General features: G+C 54.1%; 18 protein-coding genes. 11 read left to right on the top strand and 7 right to left on the bottom strand.

Annotation, left to right across the window (positions count from 1 at the left end):
* Nucleotides 1-120 precede the first annotated feature (120 nt).
* Both dnaK and FKW31_RS10470 read right to left on the bottom strand, forming a co-directional pair.
* Nucleotides 121-2,025 (bottom strand): molecular chaperone DnaK, encoded by a 1,905-nt coding sequence (gene dnaK / locus FKW31_RS10475; protein ID WP_006116843.1) that lies wholly within the window; start codon nt 2,023-2,025, stop codon nt 121-123.
* Nucleotides 2,026-2,234: 209 nt separating this feature from the next.
* Nucleotides 2,235-2,831, bottom strand: coding sequence for a nucleotide exchange factor GrpE (locus FKW31_RS10470; RefSeq protein ID WP_035351211.1), 597 nt, complete (start codon nt 2,829-2,831; stop codon nt 2,235-2,237).
* A 193-nt stretch (nt 2,832-3,024) separates the two neighbouring features.
* On the opposite strand from FKW31_RS10470, the gene FKW31_RS10465 reads away from it, so the two are divergent.
* Together FKW31_RS10465 and FKW31_RS10460 are read left to right on the top strand one after the other, a co-directional pair.
* Nucleotides 3,025-3,738, top strand: coding sequence for a response regulator transcription factor (locus tag FKW31_RS10465; protein ID WP_003623821.1), 714 nt, complete (start codon nt 3,025-3,027; stop codon nt 3,736-3,738).
* Nucleotides 3,739-3,747: 9 nt separating this feature from the next.
* Nucleotides 3,748-5,550, top strand: a complete 1,803-nt coding sequence (locus tag FKW31_RS10460) for an ATP-binding protein (RefSeq protein ID WP_006116840.1) — start codon at nt 3,748-3,750, stop codon at nt 5,548-5,550.
* 20 nt (nt 5,551-5,570) lie between these two features.
* Here the strand turns inward: FKW31_RS10460 and FKW31_RS10455 are convergent, their stop codons facing one another.
* Nucleotides 5,571-5,969, bottom strand: a complete 399-nt coding sequence (locus tag FKW31_RS10455; RefSeq protein WP_063353399.1) for a RidA family protein — start codon at nt 5,967-5,969, stop codon at nt 5,571-5,573.
* A 264-nt stretch (nt 5,970-6,233) separates the two neighbouring features.
* On the opposite strand from FKW31_RS10455, the gene rapZ reads away from it, so the two are divergent.
* Nucleotides 6,234-7,214: an RNase adapter RapZ gene (gene rapZ / locus FKW31_RS10450; protein WP_063353398.1), complete on the top strand. Its 981-nt coding sequence runs from the start codon at nt 6,234-6,236 to the stop codon at nt 7,212-7,214.
* A gap of 26 nt (nt 7,215-7,240) precedes the next feature.
* Here rapZ and FKW31_RS10445 read toward each other — a convergent pair whose 3' ends face one another.
* Entirely contained in the window at nt 7,241-7,849 is a 609-nt protein-coding gene (locus FKW31_RS10445; protein ID WP_150178521.1) for a YqgE/AlgH family protein, read from the bottom strand.
* Nucleotides 7,850-7,962: 113 nt separating this feature from the next.
* Here FKW31_RS10445 and FKW31_RS10440 point away from each other — a divergent pair, with 113 nt between their 5' ends.
* Entirely contained in the window at nt 7,963-8,880 is a 918-nt protein-coding gene (locus FKW31_RS10440) for a polyphosphate kinase 2 family protein (protein WP_006116836.1), read from the top strand.
* Between the two features lie 6 nt (nt 8,881-8,886).
* Nucleotides 8,887-9,390, top strand: a complete 504-nt coding sequence (locus FKW31_RS10435) for a DUF3465 domain-containing protein (protein WP_006116835.1) — start codon at nt 8,887-8,889, stop codon at nt 9,388-9,390.
* 92 nt (nt 9,391-9,482) lie between these two features.
* Here the strand turns inward: FKW31_RS10435 and clpA are convergent, their stop codons facing one another.
* Both clpA and clpS read right to left on the bottom strand, forming a co-directional pair.
* Nucleotides 9,483-11,828, bottom strand: coding sequence for an ATP-dependent Clp protease ATP-binding subunit ClpA (gene clpA, locus FKW31_RS10430; RefSeq protein ID WP_006116834.1), 2,346 nt, complete (start codon nt 11,826-11,828; stop codon nt 9,483-9,485).
* A gap of 166 nt (nt 11,829-11,994) precedes the next feature.
* The gene (clpS, locus tag FKW31_RS10425; protein ID WP_081461458.1) at nt 11,995-12,372 is read right to left on the bottom strand and encodes an ATP-dependent Clp protease adapter ClpS; all 378 of its coding nucleotides are present in this window, start codon (nt 12,370-12,372) and stop codon (nt 11,995-11,997) included.
* Between the two features lie 314 nt (nt 12,373-12,686).
* On the opposite strand from clpS, the gene FKW31_RS10420 reads away from it, so the two are divergent.
* The 3 genes from FKW31_RS10420 (at nt 12,687) to ggt (ending at nt 16,589) form a co-directional block, all read left to right on the top strand.
* Nucleotides 12,687-13,835 carry a D-alanyl-D-alanine carboxypeptidase family protein gene (locus FKW31_RS10420; RefSeq protein ID WP_150178520.1) on the top strand — a complete coding sequence of 383 codons (1,149 nt, stop codon included), beginning with the start codon at nt 12,687-12,689 and terminating at the stop codon, nt 13,833-13,835.
* Between the two features lie 126 nt (nt 13,836-13,961).
* Nucleotides 13,962-14,762: a type I methionyl aminopeptidase gene (map, locus tag FKW31_RS10415; RefSeq protein ID WP_063353396.1), complete on the top strand. Its 801-nt coding sequence runs from the start codon at nt 13,962-13,964 to the stop codon at nt 14,760-14,762.
* A 6-nt stretch (nt 14,763-14,768) separates the two neighbouring features.
* On the top strand, nt 14,769-16,589 hold the full coding sequence (ggt, locus tag FKW31_RS10410) for a gamma-glutamyltransferase (RefSeq protein ID WP_150178519.1): 1,821 nt from the start codon (nt 14,769-14,771) through the stop codon (nt 16,587-16,589).
* Between the two features lie 2 nt (nt 16,590-16,591).
* Here ggt and FKW31_RS10405 read toward each other — a convergent pair whose 3' ends face one another.
* A complete protein-coding gene (locus tag FKW31_RS10405; protein ID WP_006116829.1) occupies nt 16,592-17,641 on the bottom strand; it encodes a lysine-2,3-aminomutase-like protein in 1,050 nt (349 codons plus the stop codon).
* A 20-nt stretch (nt 17,642-17,661) separates the two neighbouring features.
* Between FKW31_RS10405 and epmA the strand changes: the two genes are divergently transcribed.
* From epmA to FKW31_RS10390, 3 genes are all read left to right on the top strand, one after another.
* Complete coding sequence (epmA, locus tag FKW31_RS10400; protein ID WP_006116828.1) at nt 17,662-18,687, top strand: EF-P lysine aminoacylase EpmA; 1,026 nt, start codon at nt 17,662-17,664, stop codon at nt 18,685-18,687.
* Nucleotides 18,688-18,778: 91 nt separating this feature from the next.
* Entirely contained in the window at nt 18,779-19,189 is a 411-nt protein-coding gene (locus FKW31_RS10395; protein WP_006116827.1) for a hypothetical protein, read from the top strand.
* A 52-nt stretch (nt 19,190-19,241) separates the two neighbouring features.
* Nucleotides 19,242-20,165 (top strand): fasciclin domain-containing protein (locus FKW31_RS10390; protein WP_150178518.1); only part of this gene is annotated, 924 nt, incomplete at its 3' end.

Raw genomic sequence — 20,165 nt, 5'->3', positions numbered from 1 at the left:
GAGCACAGCATTTGTCCGAAACAACAAAAAGCGCCCGCCTTACAATGAAGCGCGGACGCCAGAAATAAAGTAAAGGGTGACTATGTTTGTCACATAGTCACCCTTGTGCATAGCGTCCGATCAGGACTTCTTGCTGTCGTTCACGTCTTCAAAGTCAGCGTCAACGATCTCTTTTTCGTCCGGCTTTGCAGCTTCGGCTTCCGGAGCTGCTTCACCAGCCTGACCAGCCTTATAAGCGGCTTCACCCACTTTCATGGCTGCCTGTGTCAGGCGTTCGGTTGCGCTTTTCAGAGCTTCTGCATCTGTGCCTTCCATAGCGGCCTTAACGGCAGCAATGGCGCTTTCTGCTTCGCTCTTTTCAGCAGCCGGAACCTTGTCACCAGCTTCGGTCAGAGACTTTTCAGTCTGATGCACCAGAGCTTCGGCATTGTTACGCAGTTCTACCTGCTCACGCTTGGCTTTATCGGCTTCAGCATTCGCTTCAGCGTCTTTCACCATCTTGTCGATATCGGTATCGGACAGACCACCAGAAGCCTGGATTTTGATCTGCTGTTCCTTACCGGTTGCCTTATCCTTAGCAGACACAGACACAATGCCGTTGGCATCGATATCGAAGGTCACTTCAATCTGCGGCACGCCACGCGGTGCTGCGGGAATACCCGTAAGATCGAAGTTACCCAGCAGCTTGTTGTCAGCTGCCATTTCGCGTTCGCCCTGATAGACCTTAATGGTCACGGCGTTCTGGTTATCTTCCGCCGTGGAGAACACCTGGCTCTTCTTGGTCGGGATGGTTGTGTTGCGGTCGATCAGACGGGTGAACACACCACCCAGCGTTTCAATACCCAGAGAAAGCGGGGTTACGTCCAGCAGAAGAACGTCTTTAACATCACCCTTCAGAACGGCACCCTGAATAGCAGCACCAATGGCCACAACTTCATCGGGGTTCACGTTACGGGCAGGGTCCTTACCAAAGAAGCCTTTAACCGTTTCGATAACCTTAGGCATACGGGTCATACCGCCAACCAGAATGACTTCGTCAATCTGAGAAGCAGACAGGCCAGCATCCTTCAGCGCTGCCTTACAGGGTTCCAGCGTACGTTGCACCAGATCGTCCACAAGGCTTTCCAGCTTGGCGCGAGTCAGCTTCAGAACAAGGTGTTTCGGGCCAGATGCATCAGCCGTGATGAACGGCAGGTTGATTTCTGTTTCCTTGGAGGAAGACAGCTCGATCTTGGCTTTTTCTGCTGCTTCTTTCAGACGCTGCAGAGCCAGCTTGTCAGACCGCAGATCAATACCCTGTTCGCGTTTGAACTCGTCTGCCAGATAGCCGATGATGCGGTTATCAAAGTCTTCACCACCCAGGAACGTATCACCGTTGGTGGACTTCACTTCGATCACGCCATCAGAAATTTCCAGAACGGAAACGTCAAACGTGCCACCACCAAGGTCATACACAGCCACGGTGCCACCGCTTTTCTTTTCCAGCCCGTAAGCCAAAGCAGCCGCTGTGGGTTCGTTGATGATACGCAGTACTTCAAGGCCAGCAATCTTACCTGCATCCTTGGTGGCCTGACGCTGGGCATCGTTAAAGTAAGCCGGAACCGTGATAACAGCCTGAGAAACTTTTTCACCCAAATAGGATTCAGCCGTTTCCTTCATCTTGCCCAGAACGAAGGCGGAAATCTGTGAGGGGGCATATTTTTTGCCGCGCGCCTCAACCCATGCATCGCCATTATCGCCCTGAACGATGGCGTAGGGCACCATTTCCTTGTCTTTCTGGACTGTCGGATCATCAAAACGACGCCCGATCAGACGCTTCACAGCGTAGAAAGTGTTAGACGGGTTGGTAACTGCCTGACGTTTTGCAGCCTGCCCCACCAGCATTTCACCACCTTCGGTAAAAGCCACCATAGACGGGGTGGTGCGGGCGCCTTCGCTGTTTTCGATAACCTTTGTTTCGTTACCTTCACGCACTGCAACGCAGGAGTTGGTCGTACCAAGGTCGATACCAATAACTTTACTCATTATATATTCCCTTTCAGCGACCCCATCTGGCCCGAAGCACCAGAAAAGGCCCTTGCTTTCATTTACCCGCCTGCTCTGCCCTTAATTGGGGTATGGAAGCAGGCCTGAATGATAAACCTGATGTATGGTGGCGTTTTCTCTTTTTCAAGAAGGGAAAACACCTTGGCGGGCAGGATTTTTTACCTGCCCGCCATGCCGTAACCTCCGGATCAGGAAGCTTTGGCAACCACCACCATAGCTGGCTTAAGCAAACGCCCGTGCAGCGTCCATGTTGGCGTCCAAGCCTGCATGACCGTGCCGGGTTCGTGCTCAGCACTCGGCTGTTCTGCCATCGCCTGATGCAGGTTGGCATCAAACGGCTTACCTGCCGGATCATCACACTTGATGCCGTGGCGCTCCAGAATAGAAATGAAGGAGCGTTCTGTGCTTTCAATGCCTTCACGCATTTTGGTCAGCACAGAATCTTCGCCTTCCTGCGCAGGCGGCAGGCTGGCCAGCGCACGACGCAGGTTTTCTGCGGCTTCCACAACGTCACGCGCAAATTTTTGCACGGCGTACTGGCGGGCATCATCCAGATCACGCTTGGCACGGGCGCGCAGGTTCTGGTTTTCAGCCTCTGAACGCAGCCACTTTTCCTTAAATTCGGCAACGCTTTGCTCAAGTTCGTGAATACGCGCTTCCGGGCCTTCTGCCTGACCGTTCTGCGCAGCTTCAGCAGCAGCTTCGTGTTCCGGAGCCGTCTGCTCGGCCGGGGCCGGCTGTGCTGCCGGCGTTTCGACCTGTGTGGGATCTGTATCGTGGGTCATGCCTTTTGAAGTAAGCAACACAAACGCTGCCGACAAGACCCGCCACCCCTGCCATGCGCATGATTTTATGCCCTAACAACACAATGCTGAAAAAAGCTGGCCGATTCTGGACAGGGGCCCTTGGCAGGATAGGATGGCAGGGCCTAGTCTACAGGGCTTGCTCGCATGGCAGCAGGGAAGGACAACGCAAACAATGACAGAGCGCACCAAGCAGACAATTGCGCTGGTGGATGATGACCGCAATATCCTGACATCGGTGCAGATGACACTGGAGGCAGAAGGCTTCAATGTTCGCACATATACAGATGGCGAATCGGCGCTGCAGGGTTTAACGGCCTACCCGGTTGATCTGGCAGTGCTGGATATCAAAATGCCCCGCATGGACGGCATGGAACTTCTGCAACGCTTGCGCACCCGCTCCAACCTGCCTGTCATTTTCCTGTCCTCTAAAAACGAGGAAGTTGACCAGCTTATGGGCCTGCGCCTTGGGGCGGATGATTACATCACCAAGCCGTTCTCCCAACGCTTGCTGCTAGAGCGCATTCGCGCCCTGTTGCGCCGGAATGAAGTGAGCCGTGCAGAAGCCAATGGTGAGCCAACGGGTGGTGCGCTGGTGCGTGGCAACCTCTCCTTGGATGAGCTGCGCCACAAATGCACATGGAAAGGGGAAGATGTTCCCCTAACCGTAACGGAATTTCTGCTGGTAAAAACACTGGCCCAACGGCCGGGGCTGGTAAAATCCCGCGATCAGCTAATTGATGCCGCATATGGTGACACCGTGTATGTGGATGACCGCACCATAGACAGCCATATCAAGCGTGTGCGTAAAAAATTCCGCCAGGTGGATGACGAGTTCAACCAGATCGAAACTCTGTACGGTATCGGTTACCGATATCGGGAAGACTGATCACGGTTCATGACCAGCCAGCCCGCCCCTTCTTTTTTCAAGGCGCTGGCAGGCCGCATTGGTGGCCTGCATTATCTGTCCATGCCGGGTAACAAACCCCGCAAAGGCAGCATAGAAGCCACAGCGGCTTATCAGGCCTCACGCACACGGCTGGTTTCTCCGCTGATGCGGCGGGTCTTGCTGGTTAACATTCTGCCTATTGCCCTGTTGGGCGTTACCATTCTGTTTCTTAACCAGTTTCGGAACGGCCTTCTGGCAACAGAAGTAACGGCCCTGCGTGAACAGGCCCGAATTTATGCGGGTGCACTAGGGCAAAGTGCCGTACGCACCACGCACCCCCACGCCGCTAACCCGCAAGACCGTGGCTATGTGTTGGAAGAATCTCTGGCCCGCCCACTGCTGCTGCGGCTTACAGAACCAAGCCCCAACGCCCATGCCCGCCTGTTTGGCCCGGATGGCCGCCTTGTGGCTGACAATCTGGCAGACTGGCCCGAAACGGCAGAGCCCGCCCCAGCCACACCGCGCAATGAGCAGCATGTCAAAACCATTCCTTTTCCTCCGGCCACGCAGCCCGGCATTTATGAACGGTTCCTCACGTGGTTATGGGGAAACCATAATTCGGGCATTGTCACACTGAATACGGATGAGGAAGATATTCCCGCCCGGCCCTCTGGCACGACCATCGGAACAAAAGGCGCTCCGCCTCCTCCTCCATTGGAAGCCCCGCCTTATATCCGGCGCACCGCACGCGGGCGCCTAATTATTACGGTGGCTGAACCCGTCATGCACGATGGCAGCACCATTGGCATTATTCAGCTTACCCGCGTGGCCTCGCAGGTTGATCGTTCCCTGTTTGCCATTCGGTCTTCCATTCTATCCGTTTTTCTCATGGCGCTTGTGCTGACGGTACTGCTCTCGTGGTACCTCTCTCTCACCATTGCGCGGCCATTGTTGCGGCTGGCGGCTTCGGCACAAGTTATGCGTGATGCAACAGGCCGCACTGGCACCGTGCCCGCACGACTGCTGGCCCGGCGTGATGAAATTGGCGATGTGGCACGTGCCCTGCAAGCCAGCGCGCAAGCATTGTGGAAGCGGATGGACGCCATTGAGCGCTTTGCCGCCGATGTTAGCCACGAAATCAAAAATCCGCTGTCCTCCATCCGCTCGGCTATTGAAACACTACTGCGTATTGAAGACCTGAACCAGCAACGCCGCCTACTCACCATTATCAATGATGATGTGCGCAGGCTGGATCGGCTGATTACCGATATTTCAGACGCCAGCCGTCTGGATGCAGAAATGTCTCGCGCAAAGGCTGAACCTGTTGCCATTGCGCCGCTGCTTTCTGTTCTGGCGGAAATTCAGCAGGCCACCCGGCAGGAGGGACAACCCATTGTGCACACCAATGTACAAGGTGATAGCCCAGAAAGCCCCTTGGAAGTTCTGGCTGTGGAAGACCGGCTTGTACAGGTTTTGCGCAACCTGATTGGCAATGCCATTTCCTTTTCTCCGCCCAATGGCCACATTACCCTTTCGGCTCTGCCAACGGGCAAGATGGTCACCATTTCTGTGGCGGATGAAGGGCCGGGTATTCCACAAGCCAAACTGGATTCGATTTTTGACCGCTTTTATTCTGAGCGCCCAAAGAATGAAAATTTTGGCCAACACTCAGGTCTGGGGCTTTCTATCAGTCGGCAGATTATAGAAGCCCTGCATGGCACGATTTCTGTTGATAATCTGCACAACCAGAGTGGGCAGGTTATTGGGGCCTGTTTTACCATTCAGCTTCCACGGGTTATTGTAACCCGTTAGCTTGGCAAAACTGGGTGCATTCAGAAGGCGTAATCTTCTTCCTGCACCTCTGTCACTTCTTCCTGCACAACCAGTTCAAAAATAATTTTGGGTTGGGAAGATGGTGCATCCTTCAGCCACATCAGTGTCATGATGGGGGAAATAGAAGGAAAAAACTGCCTGAAAACAGGGAAACAGGAAGGAAAGTTTTCAGCATCAGCAACTGTGCAGAGAATATGGGTGACATCATGCAAGGCATGCCCCTGCTTGGCCAGAAGCTCTACCCCCTGCTCCAGCGCCGCACGGCACTGCTCTGCCATATCCAGCCCCTTGATATGCGGAGCCGTTATGCCTGAAAGAACAAATCCACCCGTTATATGTTTAAGATGTGGTATATGCTGTTTCACCAAAGCCCTATCTGCCTGTTGTTTTTGCGTCATGATAATGTCAGGACGTAGGGCAAGAAGGAGCGAACCGCAATTTTCTCTTTCGTAACAAACGCCTTGTTTTACGTCACAAAACGCAACGATGTGTTACGAAGTGATGCCTGCCTTGAGGATAATGCCTTCTCACAACGGGTCAAACTGCAGTAAAGTGGCGCAGCAAAGCGCTTAACAGGTTTACTGGCTGATTCCGGGTTCTGGCATTTTTGTGCATTATCAACCAGCACCTGCCAGCCTCAAGATGGAGAGGAAAAGCCGTTCATGGTTACGGCAGATGATACGCCTGCACCACGCCGCATTCTGCTGGTGTCCGGCCTATCTGGGGCGGGCAAATCCTCCATCCTGCGGATTCTGGAAGATCTGGAACACGAAGTTATCGACAATCCACCACTTGGAATGTTGGATGATATTGTAGCCCGTGCAGAACGCCCGGTTGCCATTGGGGTAGATTCTCGCACCCGTGGGTTTGATGCTTCCGCCGTGTTGGAAGCCATGGCCCGCCTGCGCATGAACCCGCACCTGCGTGTTGAACTGATTTATGCCACAGCAGATGAAAGCGTGCTGTTACGCCGCTACACGGCAACACGCCGCCGCCATCCGCTGGCACCGCACGGCAGCATTAAAGAAGGCATTGAAGAAGAAATAGCCCTAACTGCTCCCCTACGGGCTGCGGCTGATCTGGTAATTGATACAACAGATATGCCCCCGCCAGAACTGCGCCAGTTTGTAGAAAGCCGCTTCAGCCCTTGGACTGGTGGCGCACAGGAAGGCCTTACCGTAGCTTTAATGTCCTTCGCTTATCCTGCGGGCCTGCCGCGGGAAGCCGATATTGTGTTTGATGCCCGTTTTTTACGTAACCCGCATTATGTGCCCGAACTGGCCCCCAAAACCGGGCTGGATGCTGATGTAGCGGAATATGTGGCAGAAGACCGCGATTACCTGACATTCCTGAACCAAATTCACGCCATGCTGCAACTGGTGCTGCCGCGCTTTGTGCAGGAAGGCAAGAAATACGCCACCATTGCTATTGGATGTTCGGGCGGGCGGCATCGCTCCGTAACCCTTGTGGAAGCCTTGGCCAAAAGACTTTCCGCCCCGGATGGAATGGGCAGTTATGAAGGTGCGGGTAAATGGCCCATTATGGTCATGCACCGTGAACTGGCCCGGCAAGGTATTACATCTTGGCGTTGGGCGAGAAAACCTGTGGAACCTGCCTTGTCTGACCAATCACGATCTCTTTGATCTTAAAGCAGCAGTCGCGCCTGCCATCAGGCATGTCCCACCTGCCCGCTCAGGCGCAATGGATCAATATTGATAGAAGCCAAGGCACGCCGCCACTTGGCTGCATGGTCACTTCCAAATATAATATCCCGCGTGGCGGGTGCCACCAGCCACGCATCTTGCTGAAGAATTTCCTCTTCAAGCTGCCCGGCTGTCCAACTGGCATGGCCCATAGCCAACAGAGCTTCTTGCGGGCCTTTGCCTGCGGCAATTTCCTTCAGAACGTCTACGCTACCTGTCAGGGCAATATTTGGGCTGACACTCAGGCTATTCTCCCCTTCCCATTCAGCGGAATGCAACACAAGGCCACGTCCGGCATCTACCGGCCCCCCTGCGCACAAACCAATTCGCCTAACCGGAGGCATGGGCTGGATATCAAGCTGGGTGAGTAGCTCATCAAAGCTAGCCACTGCCAAACGTTTGTTCACCACAAGCCCCATGGTGCCAGTATCTGGCGCATGTGCGCATACATAAATCACACTCTGAGCAAAAGGTGTTTGCGCCAACATGGGGGAAGCAACCAGCAACATACCTGCAAGAGATTGTGCCTCTTCTGGCTCGGATTGCACAGGAATAGAAGAATTTACGGATTTCATAGTGAGAATATGAGAAGCGCCTCTTTTTTTGACAAGATTGAACCTGCCTTTATGACTGACATATGCCCCACCGCAATTCGTGAAGGGCAAATATTTTGTAAGGCAATTATAGCATGAATACCCTTTCGCGCTTTCTGGATGCGCTAGACAGCTATCATGTTACGGACGGCAGCAAGTTCAAGCTGAGCGCGCACAATCCGAACGATGATGGCAATCTGGGCCTGACAAAAGCAGATGGAAAACTTCTGCTACGCAAAGTCAAAAGTCTTTTGCAAATATTGCAGGAACTTCTTTACGCCAACCAGACCCATTCCCTGCTGATTATTTTGCAAGGCATGGATGCCGCGGGCAAAGATGGTACTATCAAACATGTGATGTCTGGCGTGAACCCTCAGGGGGTTTCCGTAACATCCTTCAAACAACCCGGCCCTACTGAGCTTCAGCACGGTTTTTTATGGCGTATCCATGCTGCGGCACCGCAGGCAGGGCGGATTGTTATTTTCAACCGCAGCCAGTACGAAGATGTGCTGGTAACCCGCGTGCACCCGGAATTGCTCCAGAATGCCCATCTCACTGGAGATGTAAATACCCCCGAGTTCTGGCAGGGCCGCTTTAGCGATATCCGCCATCTGGAACATTATCTGAGCCGACAGGGCACTGTGGTTCTTAAGTTTTTCCTGAACATCTCACCCGAAGAGCAGCGTAAACGCCTGCTGGCCCGGCTGGATATTCCGGAAAAGCGCTGGAAATTCTCCCCTTCCGATTTAAGGGAGCGCGAGTTTTGGAAAGAATATGCCACAGCTTATCAGGATGCTATTGCTGAAACAGCACGCCCTTATGCACCGTGGATTATCGTGCCTTCCAACCACAAATGGTATGCGCGCCTTGTAGTTATTGGCACCATTATTCGCGCCCTTAGAAATCTGCATCAGGTTACACCCAAACCCGTGCCAGAGGTTGAGCACTTTTTGGATGATTACCGCGCCCATCTTCTGGCTGAAAAAGGCCAGATCCCCACACCACAGAACTGAATTTTCATGACATCTTCACGTTTTCCCGCTCTTATGCTGGCAGGCCTTACGGGTTTGGCAGCCTCTTTCCTTTCCTCCCCTGCGCAAGCGCGATGGGGATGGAAGCAGGAAGCTCCTGCTGCATCCTCTATGCCCGCAACCTGCAACAATCAGGATTTTCTGAGCAAACAGCAGGACTATGAAAACGGTGGCGCCAAAGGGGATACGCCCGTCCATATCTGCGGCACCGTACGCGCTGTAAGCCCCAAAGCGCGCCACACCCGCAGTGGATGGCATGGATATTTTTACGTAACAGTCGCGCCCAACATTTCTATCCGGATTGTAACCAATCTGGATGAAATGCACACGCCATCATGGCCGTGGGTCAATAAGGGAGACCAAGTGGAAGTAGTAGGCCGTTACTATTACGATTCCTACCGTAAGCAGGGCATTGACTGGACACACCGTGGCACTGGCAAATCTTGGCCAATTCCGGGTTCCGTTACAGTTAACGGCACAAAATACGACTGATCTTTTTTCAAACTCACACAGCATATACAAACAGGGCCGCCAGATATTTTCTGGCGGCCCTGCTGTTATTTACGCACGTGGCTTAAGCTCAATTAGCCCGTTGCTTCTTCCTCATGTTCGCTGCCGTGGGTATCTTCCCCATTGCTGGAAGAGCCACCGCTGCTTTCAACAATATCAAACGCCAACTCACCGTTCTTCAGGCCAATTTTTACAGCTCCACCCTTTGCCAACTTGCCGAACAACAGTTCTTCGGCCAGCGGCTTCTTGATGGATTCCTGAATAACGCGCCCCAAAGGCCGTGCACCATACAACCTGTCATACCCGCGCTCTGCCAGCCATTCCTTGGCAGCGGAAGACAATTCGATGGTTACGTTGCGGTCTGCCAACTGTGCTTCCAACTGAAGCACAAATTTTTCAACCACCTGCCCCACAATTTCAGGCGAAAGGTGTGCAAACGGAATAATAGCATCCAAGCGGTTGCGGAATTCTGGTGTGAACAGGCGCTTAATGGCCTCTTCATCCTCACCTTCACGCACCTGGCGGCCAAAGCCCACGGCCTCCTTGCTCATATCCGATGCACCAGCATTGGTGGTCATAATCAGGATGACGTTGCGGAAATCCACCGTCTTGCCGTTATGATCCGTCAGCTTTCCGTTATCCATAACCTGCAACAATACGTTGTACAGATCGGGATGTGCTTTTTCGATTTCATCCAAAAGCAGCACTGCATGTGGATGCTGATCAATAGCATCCGTCAGCAAACCGCCCTGATCGAAACCAACATACCCCGGAGGCGCACCCAGCAGACGAGAGATAGAATGCCGCTCCATGTATTCGGACATATCGAAGCGAACCAGCTCAATCCCCAGCGCCGTTGCCAACTGGCGGGCCACTTCTGTTTTACCAACCCCAGTGGGGCCAGAGAACAGGTAGTTACCAATTGGCTTTTCTGCATCACGCAGGCCAGCACGTGCCAGCTTGATGGCAGCAGACAGGGCATCAATAGCCTGATCCTGCCCAAACACCATTCCTTTCAGATCGCGTTCCAAAGAGCGCAGCACTTCCTTGTCATCCGCAGAAATGCTTTTGGGTGGAATGCGGGCAATACGTGCGATAATATCTTCCACATCCTTCAGGTTCACCGTCTTGCGGCGGCGGCCTTCAGGCTGAAGCATGCGCGAAGCGCCTACCTCATCAATCACGTCAATCGCCTTATCCGGCAACTTGCGATCATGAATGTACTTGGCAGACAGTTCCACTGCCGCGCGAATGGCTTCTTCCGTGTAACGCACTTTATGGTGTTTTTCGTAGCTGCCTTTCAGGCCGCGCAGAATTTTCACCGCATCATCAATGGTGGGTTCAGGCACATCAATCTTCTGGAAGCGCCGCACAAGTGCACGGTCTTTTTCGAAGTGCTGCCGGAATTCCTTGTAAGTTGTAGAACCGATGCAACGCAGCGTGCCCGCTGCCAACGCTGGTTTCAGCAGGTTTGATGCATCCATCGCGCCGCCTGATGTGGCACCCGCACCAATAACGGTGTGGATTTCATCAATAAACAAGATGGCGTGCGGATCCTGATCCAGCTCTGTCACCACAGCTTTCAGGCGTTCTTCAAAATCACCACGGTAACGTGTGCCTGCCAGCAATGCGCCCATATCCAACGAATAGATGGTGGATTTCAGCAGCACTTCCGGCACGTTACCTTCCACAATGCGGCGGGCAAGCCCTTCCGCAATGGCAGTTTTACCCACACCCGGGTCCCCCACATAAAGCGGGTTGTTCTTGGTGCGGCGGCACAAAATCTGGATGGTGCGCTCAATTTCCGTATCGCGCCCGATAAGCGGGTCCACCTTACCGGCAATCGCCTTATCGTTCAGATTGACGCAATAAGTAGAAAGCGCATCCTGATTGCCTTTCTGACTTTTGCTTTCAGCCCGTTCGGGTTCTTCACCCTTTTCTGCATTGGATTCCGTACCCGCTACCGGGCGACGCGTAGACCGATCCGGCGCTTTGGCAATACCGTGAGACAGAAAGTTAACGGCATCCAGCCGTGTCATATCCTGCAATTGCAGGAAATACACCGCATGGCTTTCCCGTTCTGCAAACAGGGCCACAAGCACGTTTGCACCTGTTACCTCATCCCGCCCGGTAGATTGCACATGAATAGCAGCCCGCTGAATAACGCGCTGGAACGCGGCGGTGGGTTTTGGTTCTGTTGGCCGATCAGATGCCAGCCCAGCCAAATCCTTATCCAGAAAACCTGTCAGATCCGTGCGCAGGCGATCCAGATCCACCCCGCACGCCCGGAACACCGTAACGGCGTCCGCATCATCAACCAGGGCAAGAAGCAGATGCTCAAGCGTGGCGTATTCATGATGCCGTTCACCGGCCAGAATGAGCGCCCGATGTAGAGTCTGTTCGAGATTGCGTGACAACATGACGAGACGCTCCTTTCCCCAGACATTGCAGGCACGGCAGCAACGCTACCCACCATACCCGCAGCCCTTGTTATCATATTTGGCTGCTTCTTCAGGAAATGCGAGTCTTATTCCGCGTAAAAAACGCGTACCATGCCGTTTTTTAGCAATAACGTTGCAGAAGTGATCAGTCTTTTTCGATCGTGCACTGTAGTGGGTGCTGGTTTTGCCGCGCCAGATCCATAACTTGCGCCACCTTGGTTTCTGCTACTTCATAAGTGAACACACCACACACCCCAACGCCACGCCGATGCACGTTCAGCATGATGTCTGTGGCCTCTTCCCGATTCTTCTGAAAAAAACGTTCGAGCACGTACACCACAAATTCCATTGGGGTGTAATCATCATTCAGCATCAGCACTTTGTACATGGCAGGCTTGCGGGTTTTGGGCTTAGCCCGCACCACCACGCCAATATCGGCACCATCATCCGAAGAATCCGTGCTTCCACCACGGCGCAAAGGCCCATTACCCGTATGCAAAACAGGATCGCGATGCAGAACCATTATGGGCAAACTCCGGCAGCAGGTCAGACAAAATCATGGGGCTGTATCTTCCACCATATTGGTTACGGCAACCCCATATGGAAGAGGGCATACCACGCCATACCTTTATAACGTGGCTCTGCCCTGTGTACTGCCATATTTGTGCCACATAGGCAGAACACACGAAAATATACACACTACCACGCCGCTAAAACTGAAACCCTGATTCGGATTTTTCCAGATTTATGCAGACGTGGGCTTGCGATCTTAAGCGGCAGACGGAATAGTAACCCTGCAGGAAGCAGGTGGGGGTGGCAGTGGCAAACAGGACAGTCATGCGGTACGCAACAACGGCAGAAAACAATAAGCTGCCCAAGCTGAAACGTAAAAAAGCGCCCTCTTTACGTAAATGGGTTGGCCTGCTGGCAGGGTTGGCCGTTGGCACCACAGCCACTTACGGTAAAGCACATGCACAGTATGCGGGGCAGTTAAGCTCTATTGTGGTAGATGCCCGCACTGGCGCTGTTCTTTCGCAAGATGATCCGGATCTCCGCCGCTATCCAGCCAGCCTGACAAAGCTGATGACCCTTTACATGACATTCAACGCCCTGCGCGCTGGTGCCATTTCACTGGATCAAGCTGTACCCGTTTCCATCCATGCTTCTACTATGGAACCTTCCAAACTCGGATTGGTTCCCGGTTCCCATCTGACTGTTGAGCAAGCGATTCTGGCCCTTGTTACCAAATCCGCCAATGATGCTGCCTGCGCATTGGGCGAGCTGATTGGTGGCGGTAGCGAACCTCAGTTTGCCGCCATGATGACACAGCAGGCCCATTACTTGGGCATGAGCAACACCACCTTCCGCAATGCCTCTGGCCTACCTGATCCAGACCAGATGACAACCGCGCGTGATTTATCCACCTTGGGCCGCCGCCTGATTGCTGATTTTCCGGAATATTATCACTACTTTTCAACGCCGTATTTCAGCTTTCACCGCCGGATCATTCCCAACCACAACCCTATGCTGAAAGTATATGCAGGGGCGGATGGCATGAAAACCGGCTACACGCAGGAAGCCGGACGCAACCTAGTGACCTCCGCCATACGCGACAATGTGCGGCTTGTAGGCGTGGTGATGGGGGCTTCCAGCAATACCCAACGCTCATTAGTTATGGCTAATCAGCTAGACCGTGGGTTTGATGCAGAAGGTGTGGCCCCTGTTGCACGGCCTCTTATGCTAGCTCGCGCTCAGGTTGGCACACGCACAGCCCGCAACCATCATGCCCTTATCATGGCAGCATCTGCCCACCGCCGGGTGGTGGAAGTGGCCTCAGCCCCTGCAACACGCCGTGGCCGACACGTGCTGGCCATGCCGGTTTCTGGGGGCCACCATGTGCGGCTGATTGGCGCCAAGGTGCGGCCTGCAACGGCTACATCTTCCAAAAGTGCCGCCAAACACCGCACAGCGCATAACCACACCTAAGTTTTTTTCTGCCGATTCTTTCTGCTTAGGCAATCCGCAGCAGCATAAGCGGGTTGCCTTTGCTGCTTGCTGGCTCCATCTTGCGGCTGACTCGTTTAACGCCTGCAAAATTTAGGGAGCGCAATTATGGCCGGCAGAGGCGGAATTATTCTGCATACTGAAGAAGATTTTAAAATGTTGCGTGCTGCCGGGCGTCTGGCAGCTTCTACGCTGGATATGATTACCCCTTACGTCAAACCCGGCGTTACCACTGGGGAACTTGATCGTATTATTCATGAATACACGCTGGCGCATGATGCCGTACCCGGCCCGCTGAATTATCGTGGTTACCCCAAGGCCTGCTGCATTTCCGTCAACCATGTTGTGTGCCACGGCATTCCCGGTGATCGTGTTCTGCAGGAAGGGGATATCGTTAACATTGATGTCACCCCAAAACTGAACGGCTGGTTTGGCGATAGCAGCCGCATGTACACGGTGGGCAAGGTTGCTATCAAAGCTGCTAAGCTGATTACCGCAACCTATGAAAGCATGATGCGCGGGATTGAAGCCGTACGCCCCGGCGCCACGCTGGGTGATATTGGCTACGCCATCCAGAGCTATGCAGAAAAACACCGCTATTCCATTGTGGAAGACTTCTGTGGCCACGGCATTGGCCAGACCTTTCATACTGAGCCCAACATCCTGCATTATGGCCGCCCCGGCGAGGGCATGAAGCTGAAGGCAGGCATGGTGTTTACCATTGAACCCATGCTGAACATTGGCAAAGCAGATGTGAAAATTCTGGAAGATGGATGGACAGCCGTTACGCGCGACCGCTCCCTTTCTGCCCAGTTTGAACATATGCTGGCCGTAACCGAAAAAGGGTATGAAATCTTCACCCTTTCTCCTGCCGGTTATACCTGCCCGCCCTACCCCGTAAAAGGATAAGCCCCTATGCCTGCTCACATACAGCGTTCTTCCCTTCCGTCCCGTTTGGTGGCGATGGCAGTACTTTGTATGGGAGTGGGGGCAACTACCATACAGCCACTCTGGGCTGCTGCACCCGTAGCATCTGCACCAGACCCGCTGGCATTCAGCACAACGCAGCCTGACCAGTTGCCACCTTTAGCCCCTACACGTGGGGCACATGGCATGGCCGTTTCTGCCCAACGCCTTGCATCCGAAGCCGGCGCGCGCATTCTGGCCCAAGGTGGCAACGCCGCAGATGCCGCCGTAGCTATGGGGTATGCACTGGCTGTTGTTTACCCTGCTGCGGGCAATTTAGGGGGCGGTGGCTTTATGCTGCTGCGTGCACCGGGCAAACAGCAAAGCGTTTTTCTGGATTTTCGGGAAAAAGCCCCTGCCGCCGCCACCCCCACTATGTTTTTAGATGAGCATGGCAATGTGCTGCCCGATCAATCCGTAATAGGATGGAAAGCAGTTGCCATTCCCGGCACCGTTGCGGGGCTGGAGGAAGTGCATAAACGCTGGGGCAAATTGCCGCGTCAGGCCGTGCTGGCCCCGGCCATTCGGCTTGCGCGTGAAGGGTTTGCGCTGGAAGCCGGAGACGTAGCGCTTCTGAACACCTCTACTGAGGCATTTCGTAAAGACCCCTACGCACGGGCTATTTTTCTGCGCCCAAATGGCTCTCCCCTACAGGTGGGAGACAAGCTGGTACAAAAAGACCTCGCCCACTCGCTTGAGCAGATTGCCCGCCACGGTGCAGATGCTTTTTACAAAGGCCCCATTGCCCACGCCATTGTAAAAGCTTCTCGCAAAAACGGTGGCATCCTCACCCTTGCGGATTTTGCACATTATGCACCGCGCGAACTCCCTCCGCTAACGTGTCATTATCGTGGGTTGGAGGTAGAAACCGCACCACCCCCAAGCGCGGGTGGCGTTGCGTTGTGTGAAATGCTGAACATTCTGGGTGGCTACAACATGCAAACCCTTGGTTTGCATACCGCTCCCGCTTTACAGCGCGAGATTGAAGCCATGCGCCACGCTTATTCTGACAGGCGTGACTTGGGTGACCCAGCTTTTGTGCCCAACCCCAGCCAACATTTGCTAGACCCAGCCTACGCAGCCGAAATACGGACACATATCCCCACAGACCATGCCGTGCCTTCTACATCCTTGAAAGCCGGGGATGCCTCTGCCGAAAAACCCGAAACCACTCAGTTTTCTGTCATGGACAAAAATGGTTTTGCCATTTCCACCACGTACACACTGAACGGGTGGTTTGGGGCCAAAGTGATTGGTGGCAACACTGGCATCTTCATGAATGATGAGATGGATGATTTTTCCATCAAACCCGGCGCGCCCAATATGTTTGGTATTCCCGGCAGCACAGCCAATGCCATTGCTCCGGGCAAAACGCCTCTTTCTTCCATGACACCCACCATCCTCTCCCGCAATGGCAAACCCATTATGGTGATAGGCAGCCCCGGTGGCTCTCGCATTCCTACCATTGTACTGTCTGTTATTCTGGGCGTTGTGGATTATGGCTTAGATATCCAGCAGGCCATTGATCTGCCACGCCTGCACGAGCAGTGGATGCCCGATGCGGTGGAAATAGAATCCGGCGCAGTCTCCTCGGCTGTAGAGCGCACGCTGGAGCATGAGGGCTATCATTTTGCCCCGCATGCACCATGGGGCATACCGGAGGGTATTCTGGCCGGTAGCCCGCGCTTAACAGACCAAACCACAGGGGCACCGCCCTATTTTGGCGGGTATGACAGACGCCACCCCGGCGGTGCAGCTATAGGCGAGTAAGCCTATAGCCTGTCCAGCTTGTGGGTTTCTCCCTTAGGGTCTTTTACCTGCTGCGGGCCTTGCACGTATTCAGGCCCCAAGGGCACCTTGCCGTACCCTCCGGGAATATCCAGCACATAAAGCGGCCATGCCAAACCGGTTACACGTCCGCGCAATCCTGCAAGCAGGCGCTGCCCTTCCTCTACCGGCACATGAAAATGTGCCGTGCCGGGGGCTGGGTCTAGCTGATGCAGGTAATACGGGCGCATGCGCGTTTCCACCATGGCACGGAACAGATCTTCCAGCGCCTGTTCGCTATCATTCACGCCACGCAGCAAAACAGACTGCCCCAATAGCGGAATACCCCTGCGCACAATGCGCTTAAGGCATGCTCGTGCAGGTTCCGACATCTCGCGCGCATGGTTGATGTGCACGGCCATCCACATAGCTTTGTTTGTTTCCAGCGCATCCAGCAAGGCGTCTGTTACCCGCTCTGGATCCGCTACGGGCACGCGGCTATGCACACGAATGGTCGTGACATGCGGCATGCGTGAAAGCTCTGCTACAATATGACCAAGCCGACGCGGAGAGAGCATAAGCGGATCTCCGCCCGTTAGAATCACTTCGCGAATCTGCTTATGTGTACGCAGCCATTCCAGTGCTTGTTCCAACGCGGCATCATCCAACACACCGCCATCTGGCCCCACATGCTCGCGCCTAAAACAGAATCGGCAATAAAGCGGGCAAATCAACAAGGGCTTCAGCAACGCCCGATCTGCGTAACGATGCACAATGCCGGGAACGGGTGAAAGTGCATTATCACCAATAGGGTCGGAACGCTCCTCTGGTGCAATCTCCAATTCCTGCGCAGAAGGCACAACCTGTACGCCTATCGGATCATCCGGCGAGGTGATTAAATCCAGAAAAGCTGGCGGAATGGCCGTAGCATAATGTTGGGCAACATCGTCCAGCATCTCATGCTGTTGAGGAGGCACCAAACCGGCTGCTATCAGATCATCCGGGGTGCGCAGTGTTTTGCGCCGTGAAAAAGAGGGCTTGACCGGGAAAGACATGTCACGCCTCTACTCCCCTCATGTCAGACTCTGCAACTGTTCAGCCCAATCCGGGTCTAAAAGACCCCGATCATATTCTTGACCGGCTTCCTTTTCTGCTGCGCCGCAATCTGGTTTGGCGCGGGACGCGTGCCTTTCTGGAATCTCGCGGCTGCGTAGAAGTGGAAACACCTTACGCCGTGCCCACGCCGGGGGAAGAGGTGCACCTGCAACCTTTCCATACCGTGCGGGAAACCCCTGATGGCATGCAACAAAACCTGTTCCTGCACACCAGCCCGGAATTTGCCATGAAGCGTATTGTGGCGGCCACTGGGCTACCTGTTTTTCAGTTTGCGCGTGTCTGGCGGAATGGAGAAGGCAGTTACCTCCATGCCCCCGAATTTACCATGCTGGAATGGTACCAACCCAACATGACACTGGAAGGGCTGATGGATGAAACCGAAGCCCTTTTGCAAGCGGTGTTGCCGCCGATTCTCCAGCATTCAGACCATAGCCTGAGCATATCTGGGCCGTTTGAGCGGCTTACAATGCAAGAAGCTTTCCATCGCCATGCGGGTGTAGATCTGCTGCCCACAGAAGGAAATGCACAGGCCTTGGCAAAAGCAGCAAGCTGCACATTGCGTGAGGGGGAAACGTGGGAAGACCTCTTTTTCCGCCTGTTGATGGAGCGGATAGAACCGGCCATTGGCCGTACACGCCCCACTTTTCTAACCCATTGGCCTGCCAGCCAAGCCGCATTGGCGCGCAAAAGCCCACAAGACCCGCGCGTTGCCCTACGGTTTGAACTTTATGCCGCAGGCATGGAGTTAGCGAACGCTTTTGAAGAACTAACAGACACCACAGAACAACGCGCCCGCTTTAAGGCCGACCGCCAGCAGCGCCAAACTCTGTACCCCAACCGTCCAGAATGGCCCGTGGATGAAAAACTGCTAAGCGCCCTGCCCCATATGCCTGCCTGCTCTGGCATTGCACTGGGGTTTGACAGGCTGGTTATGCTGGCTTGCGGCACAACACGTATACAGAACGTCTTGTGGATAAACGGTTAGTCTGCAACATTTGGCGCAACCATAATATGTTGTTTAACATTTATCCATATGATGCCCGGTTACAATACTACCGGCGGGAGCCAGAGCTGCCATGATGCATAAAAGATTTATCCTGCTGCTGGGCGCTCTGGCTCTAACGGGTTGCCAAGTACCTAGCAAAAAGGAACGGCGCCAGCTTGATTCCATGATCGGCAAGCAAACAACTGATGTAGTGCGCACATTTGGCGTGCCCACGCGGCAGTTTGTTTCCGGTAACCACACCTTTTTAGCTTATATCAACCAGCAAACCGATTACACCATGCCCATGAGCGGTTGGGGATGGGATGGCGGCTGGGGTGGCTGGGGCGGATACGGCCCCGGCTGGGGTATGGGCGGTTGGGATGGTGGCTGGGGCGGTATGGGGGGTGGCATGGGCACAGCCTATACCTATACCTGCCAGACTACGTTTGAACTGGTAAACGGTATTGTAACAGCCTGGACAATGCGAGGAGACGGGTGCTGAGTATGCCCGGTGCAGTCTTCTACTTCATGAAGCCAGTCTTTCTTTTAGCGGCATGATCTTTTGGGAGACATCCATGCACCTTAAGCGTGTTCTGTACAGAACAGCCTTTAACCCACGTGCGCTTGCACCCGCAGCCATAGGCATTGCCGCCTTGGCGCTTGGCGGCTGCACACAAAGCCGCGCACGGCAGGATACGTATAAAGTTGCCAATTCAACCTGTTCGTACATGATGCCAACAGTTTCGGGCACACGCACTTACGCACCTGCAAAACCAAGCCAGACCCGAGAGGTAGAACCAAAAAGCGCTCCAGATAGCCGGGTTGCCTACCCCAACCCGGAAACACCGGCTTTTTGTGACCGCCCGCTGTCGGATACGCTCCCGAGTTCTCTGGAAATGGCAGATTACACCCATCTGCTCAATACAACTGGCCTGTTAACCACCTTACAACGGAGTGGGCCATTTACAGTTTTTGGCATTCCGAATTCAGCACTAGAAACCTATAACGCCCAAACAGGCAACAAACTGACAAGCCCGGATAATACGGCTGTTATCAAGGAAATGCTGTCTTACACCATTGTTAAAGGGCGTTGGCCTCTGGCCAAAATCAAGCATGCTGCTCTGGCTTCTCCTACCCAGTCTGTCGGGCTTCCTACCTTGAATGGCCAGTTGCTTTCCGCGTGGGTGGATAATCAGTCTGGCCAAGTTGTTGTTGGTAATGGGCAGGGCATGACGTCTCACCTATGGGTTACGGGTATTCCGCAGTCCAACGGTGTGCTGTATTTTATGCAAGATCTGATTCTTCCACCTGTGCCGCAGCAGAGCGCCAGCGCTACCACGCCTGTTTCTGCGGCCTCTGTAACCCCTGTCAGCCGCCCACTGCCCACAGCACAGGCACAGGCACAGGCACAGGCACAGGCACAGGCACAGGCACAGGCACAGGCACAGGCACAGGCACAGGCACAGGCACAGGCCAGC

It is taken from the genome of Acetobacter sp. DmW_136, assembly GCF_008690365.1.
Lineage (GTDB): Bacteria > Pseudomonadota > Alphaproteobacteria > Acetobacterales > Acetobacteraceae > Acetobacter > Acetobacter oryzifermentans.
The sequence above is the reverse complement of the archived record's forward strand: the minus strand, read 5'-3'. Positions and strand labels throughout refer to the sequence as shown.

Bases quoted from the DNA above. Each gene is read 5' to 3' on its own strand.
- dnaK (WP_006116843.1), bottom strand. From the start codon at position 2,025: ATGAGTAAAGTTATTGGTATCGACCTTGGTACGACCAACTCCTGCGTT.
- FKW31_RS10470 (WP_035351211.1), bottom strand. From the start codon at position 2,831: ATGACCCACGATACAGATCCCACACAGGTCGAAACGCCGGCAGCACAG.
- FKW31_RS10465 (WP_003623821.1), top strand. From the start codon at position 3,025: ATGACAGAGCGCACCAAGCAGACAATTGCGCTGGTGGATGATGACCGC.
- FKW31_RS10460 (WP_006116840.1), top strand. From the start codon at position 3,748: ATGACCAGCCAGCCCGCCCCTTCTTTTTTCAAGGCGCTGGCAGGCCGC.
- FKW31_RS10455 (WP_063353399.1), bottom strand. From the start codon at position 5,969: ATGACGCAAAAACAACAGGCAGATAGGGCTTTGGTGAAACAGCATATA.
- rapZ (WP_063353398.1), top strand. From the start codon at position 6,234: ATGGTTACGGCAGATGATACGCCTGCACCACGCCGCATTCTGCTGGTG.
- FKW31_RS10445 (WP_150178521.1), bottom strand. From the start codon at position 7,849: ATGAAATCCGTAAATTCTTCTATTCCTGTGCAATCCGAGCCAGAAGAG.
- FKW31_RS10440 (WP_006116836.1), top strand. From the start codon at position 7,963: ATGAATACCCTTTCGCGCTTTCTGGATGCGCTAGACAGCTATCATGTT.
- FKW31_RS10435 (WP_006116835.1), top strand. From the start codon at position 8,887: ATGACATCTTCACGTTTTCCCGCTCTTATGCTGGCAGGCCTTACGGGT.
- clpA (WP_006116834.1), bottom strand. From the start codon at position 11,828: ATGTTGTCACGCAATCTCGAACAGACTCTACATCGGGCGCTCATTCTG.
- clpS (WP_081461458.1), bottom strand. From the start codon at position 12,372: ATGGTTCTGCATCGCGATCCTGTTTTGCATACGGGTAATGGGCCTTTG.
- FKW31_RS10420 (WP_150178520.1), top strand. From the start codon at position 12,687: ATGCGGTACGCAACAACGGCAGAAAACAATAAGCTGCCCAAGCTGAAA.
- map (WP_063353396.1), top strand. From the start codon at position 13,962: ATGGCCGGCAGAGGCGGAATTATTCTGCATACTGAAGAAGATTTTAAA.
- ggt (WP_150178519.1), top strand. From the start codon at position 14,769: ATGCCTGCTCACATACAGCGTTCTTCCCTTCCGTCCCGTTTGGTGGCG.
- FKW31_RS10405 (WP_006116829.1), bottom strand. From the start codon at position 17,641: ATGTCTTTCCCGGTCAAGCCCTCTTTTTCACGGCGCAAAACACTGCGC.
- epmA (WP_006116828.1), top strand. From the start codon at position 17,662: ATGTCAGACTCTGCAACTGTTCAGCCCAATCCGGGTCTAAAAGACCCC.
- FKW31_RS10395 (WP_006116827.1), top strand. From the start codon at position 18,779: ATGATGCATAAAAGATTTATCCTGCTGCTGGGCGCTCTGGCTCTAACG.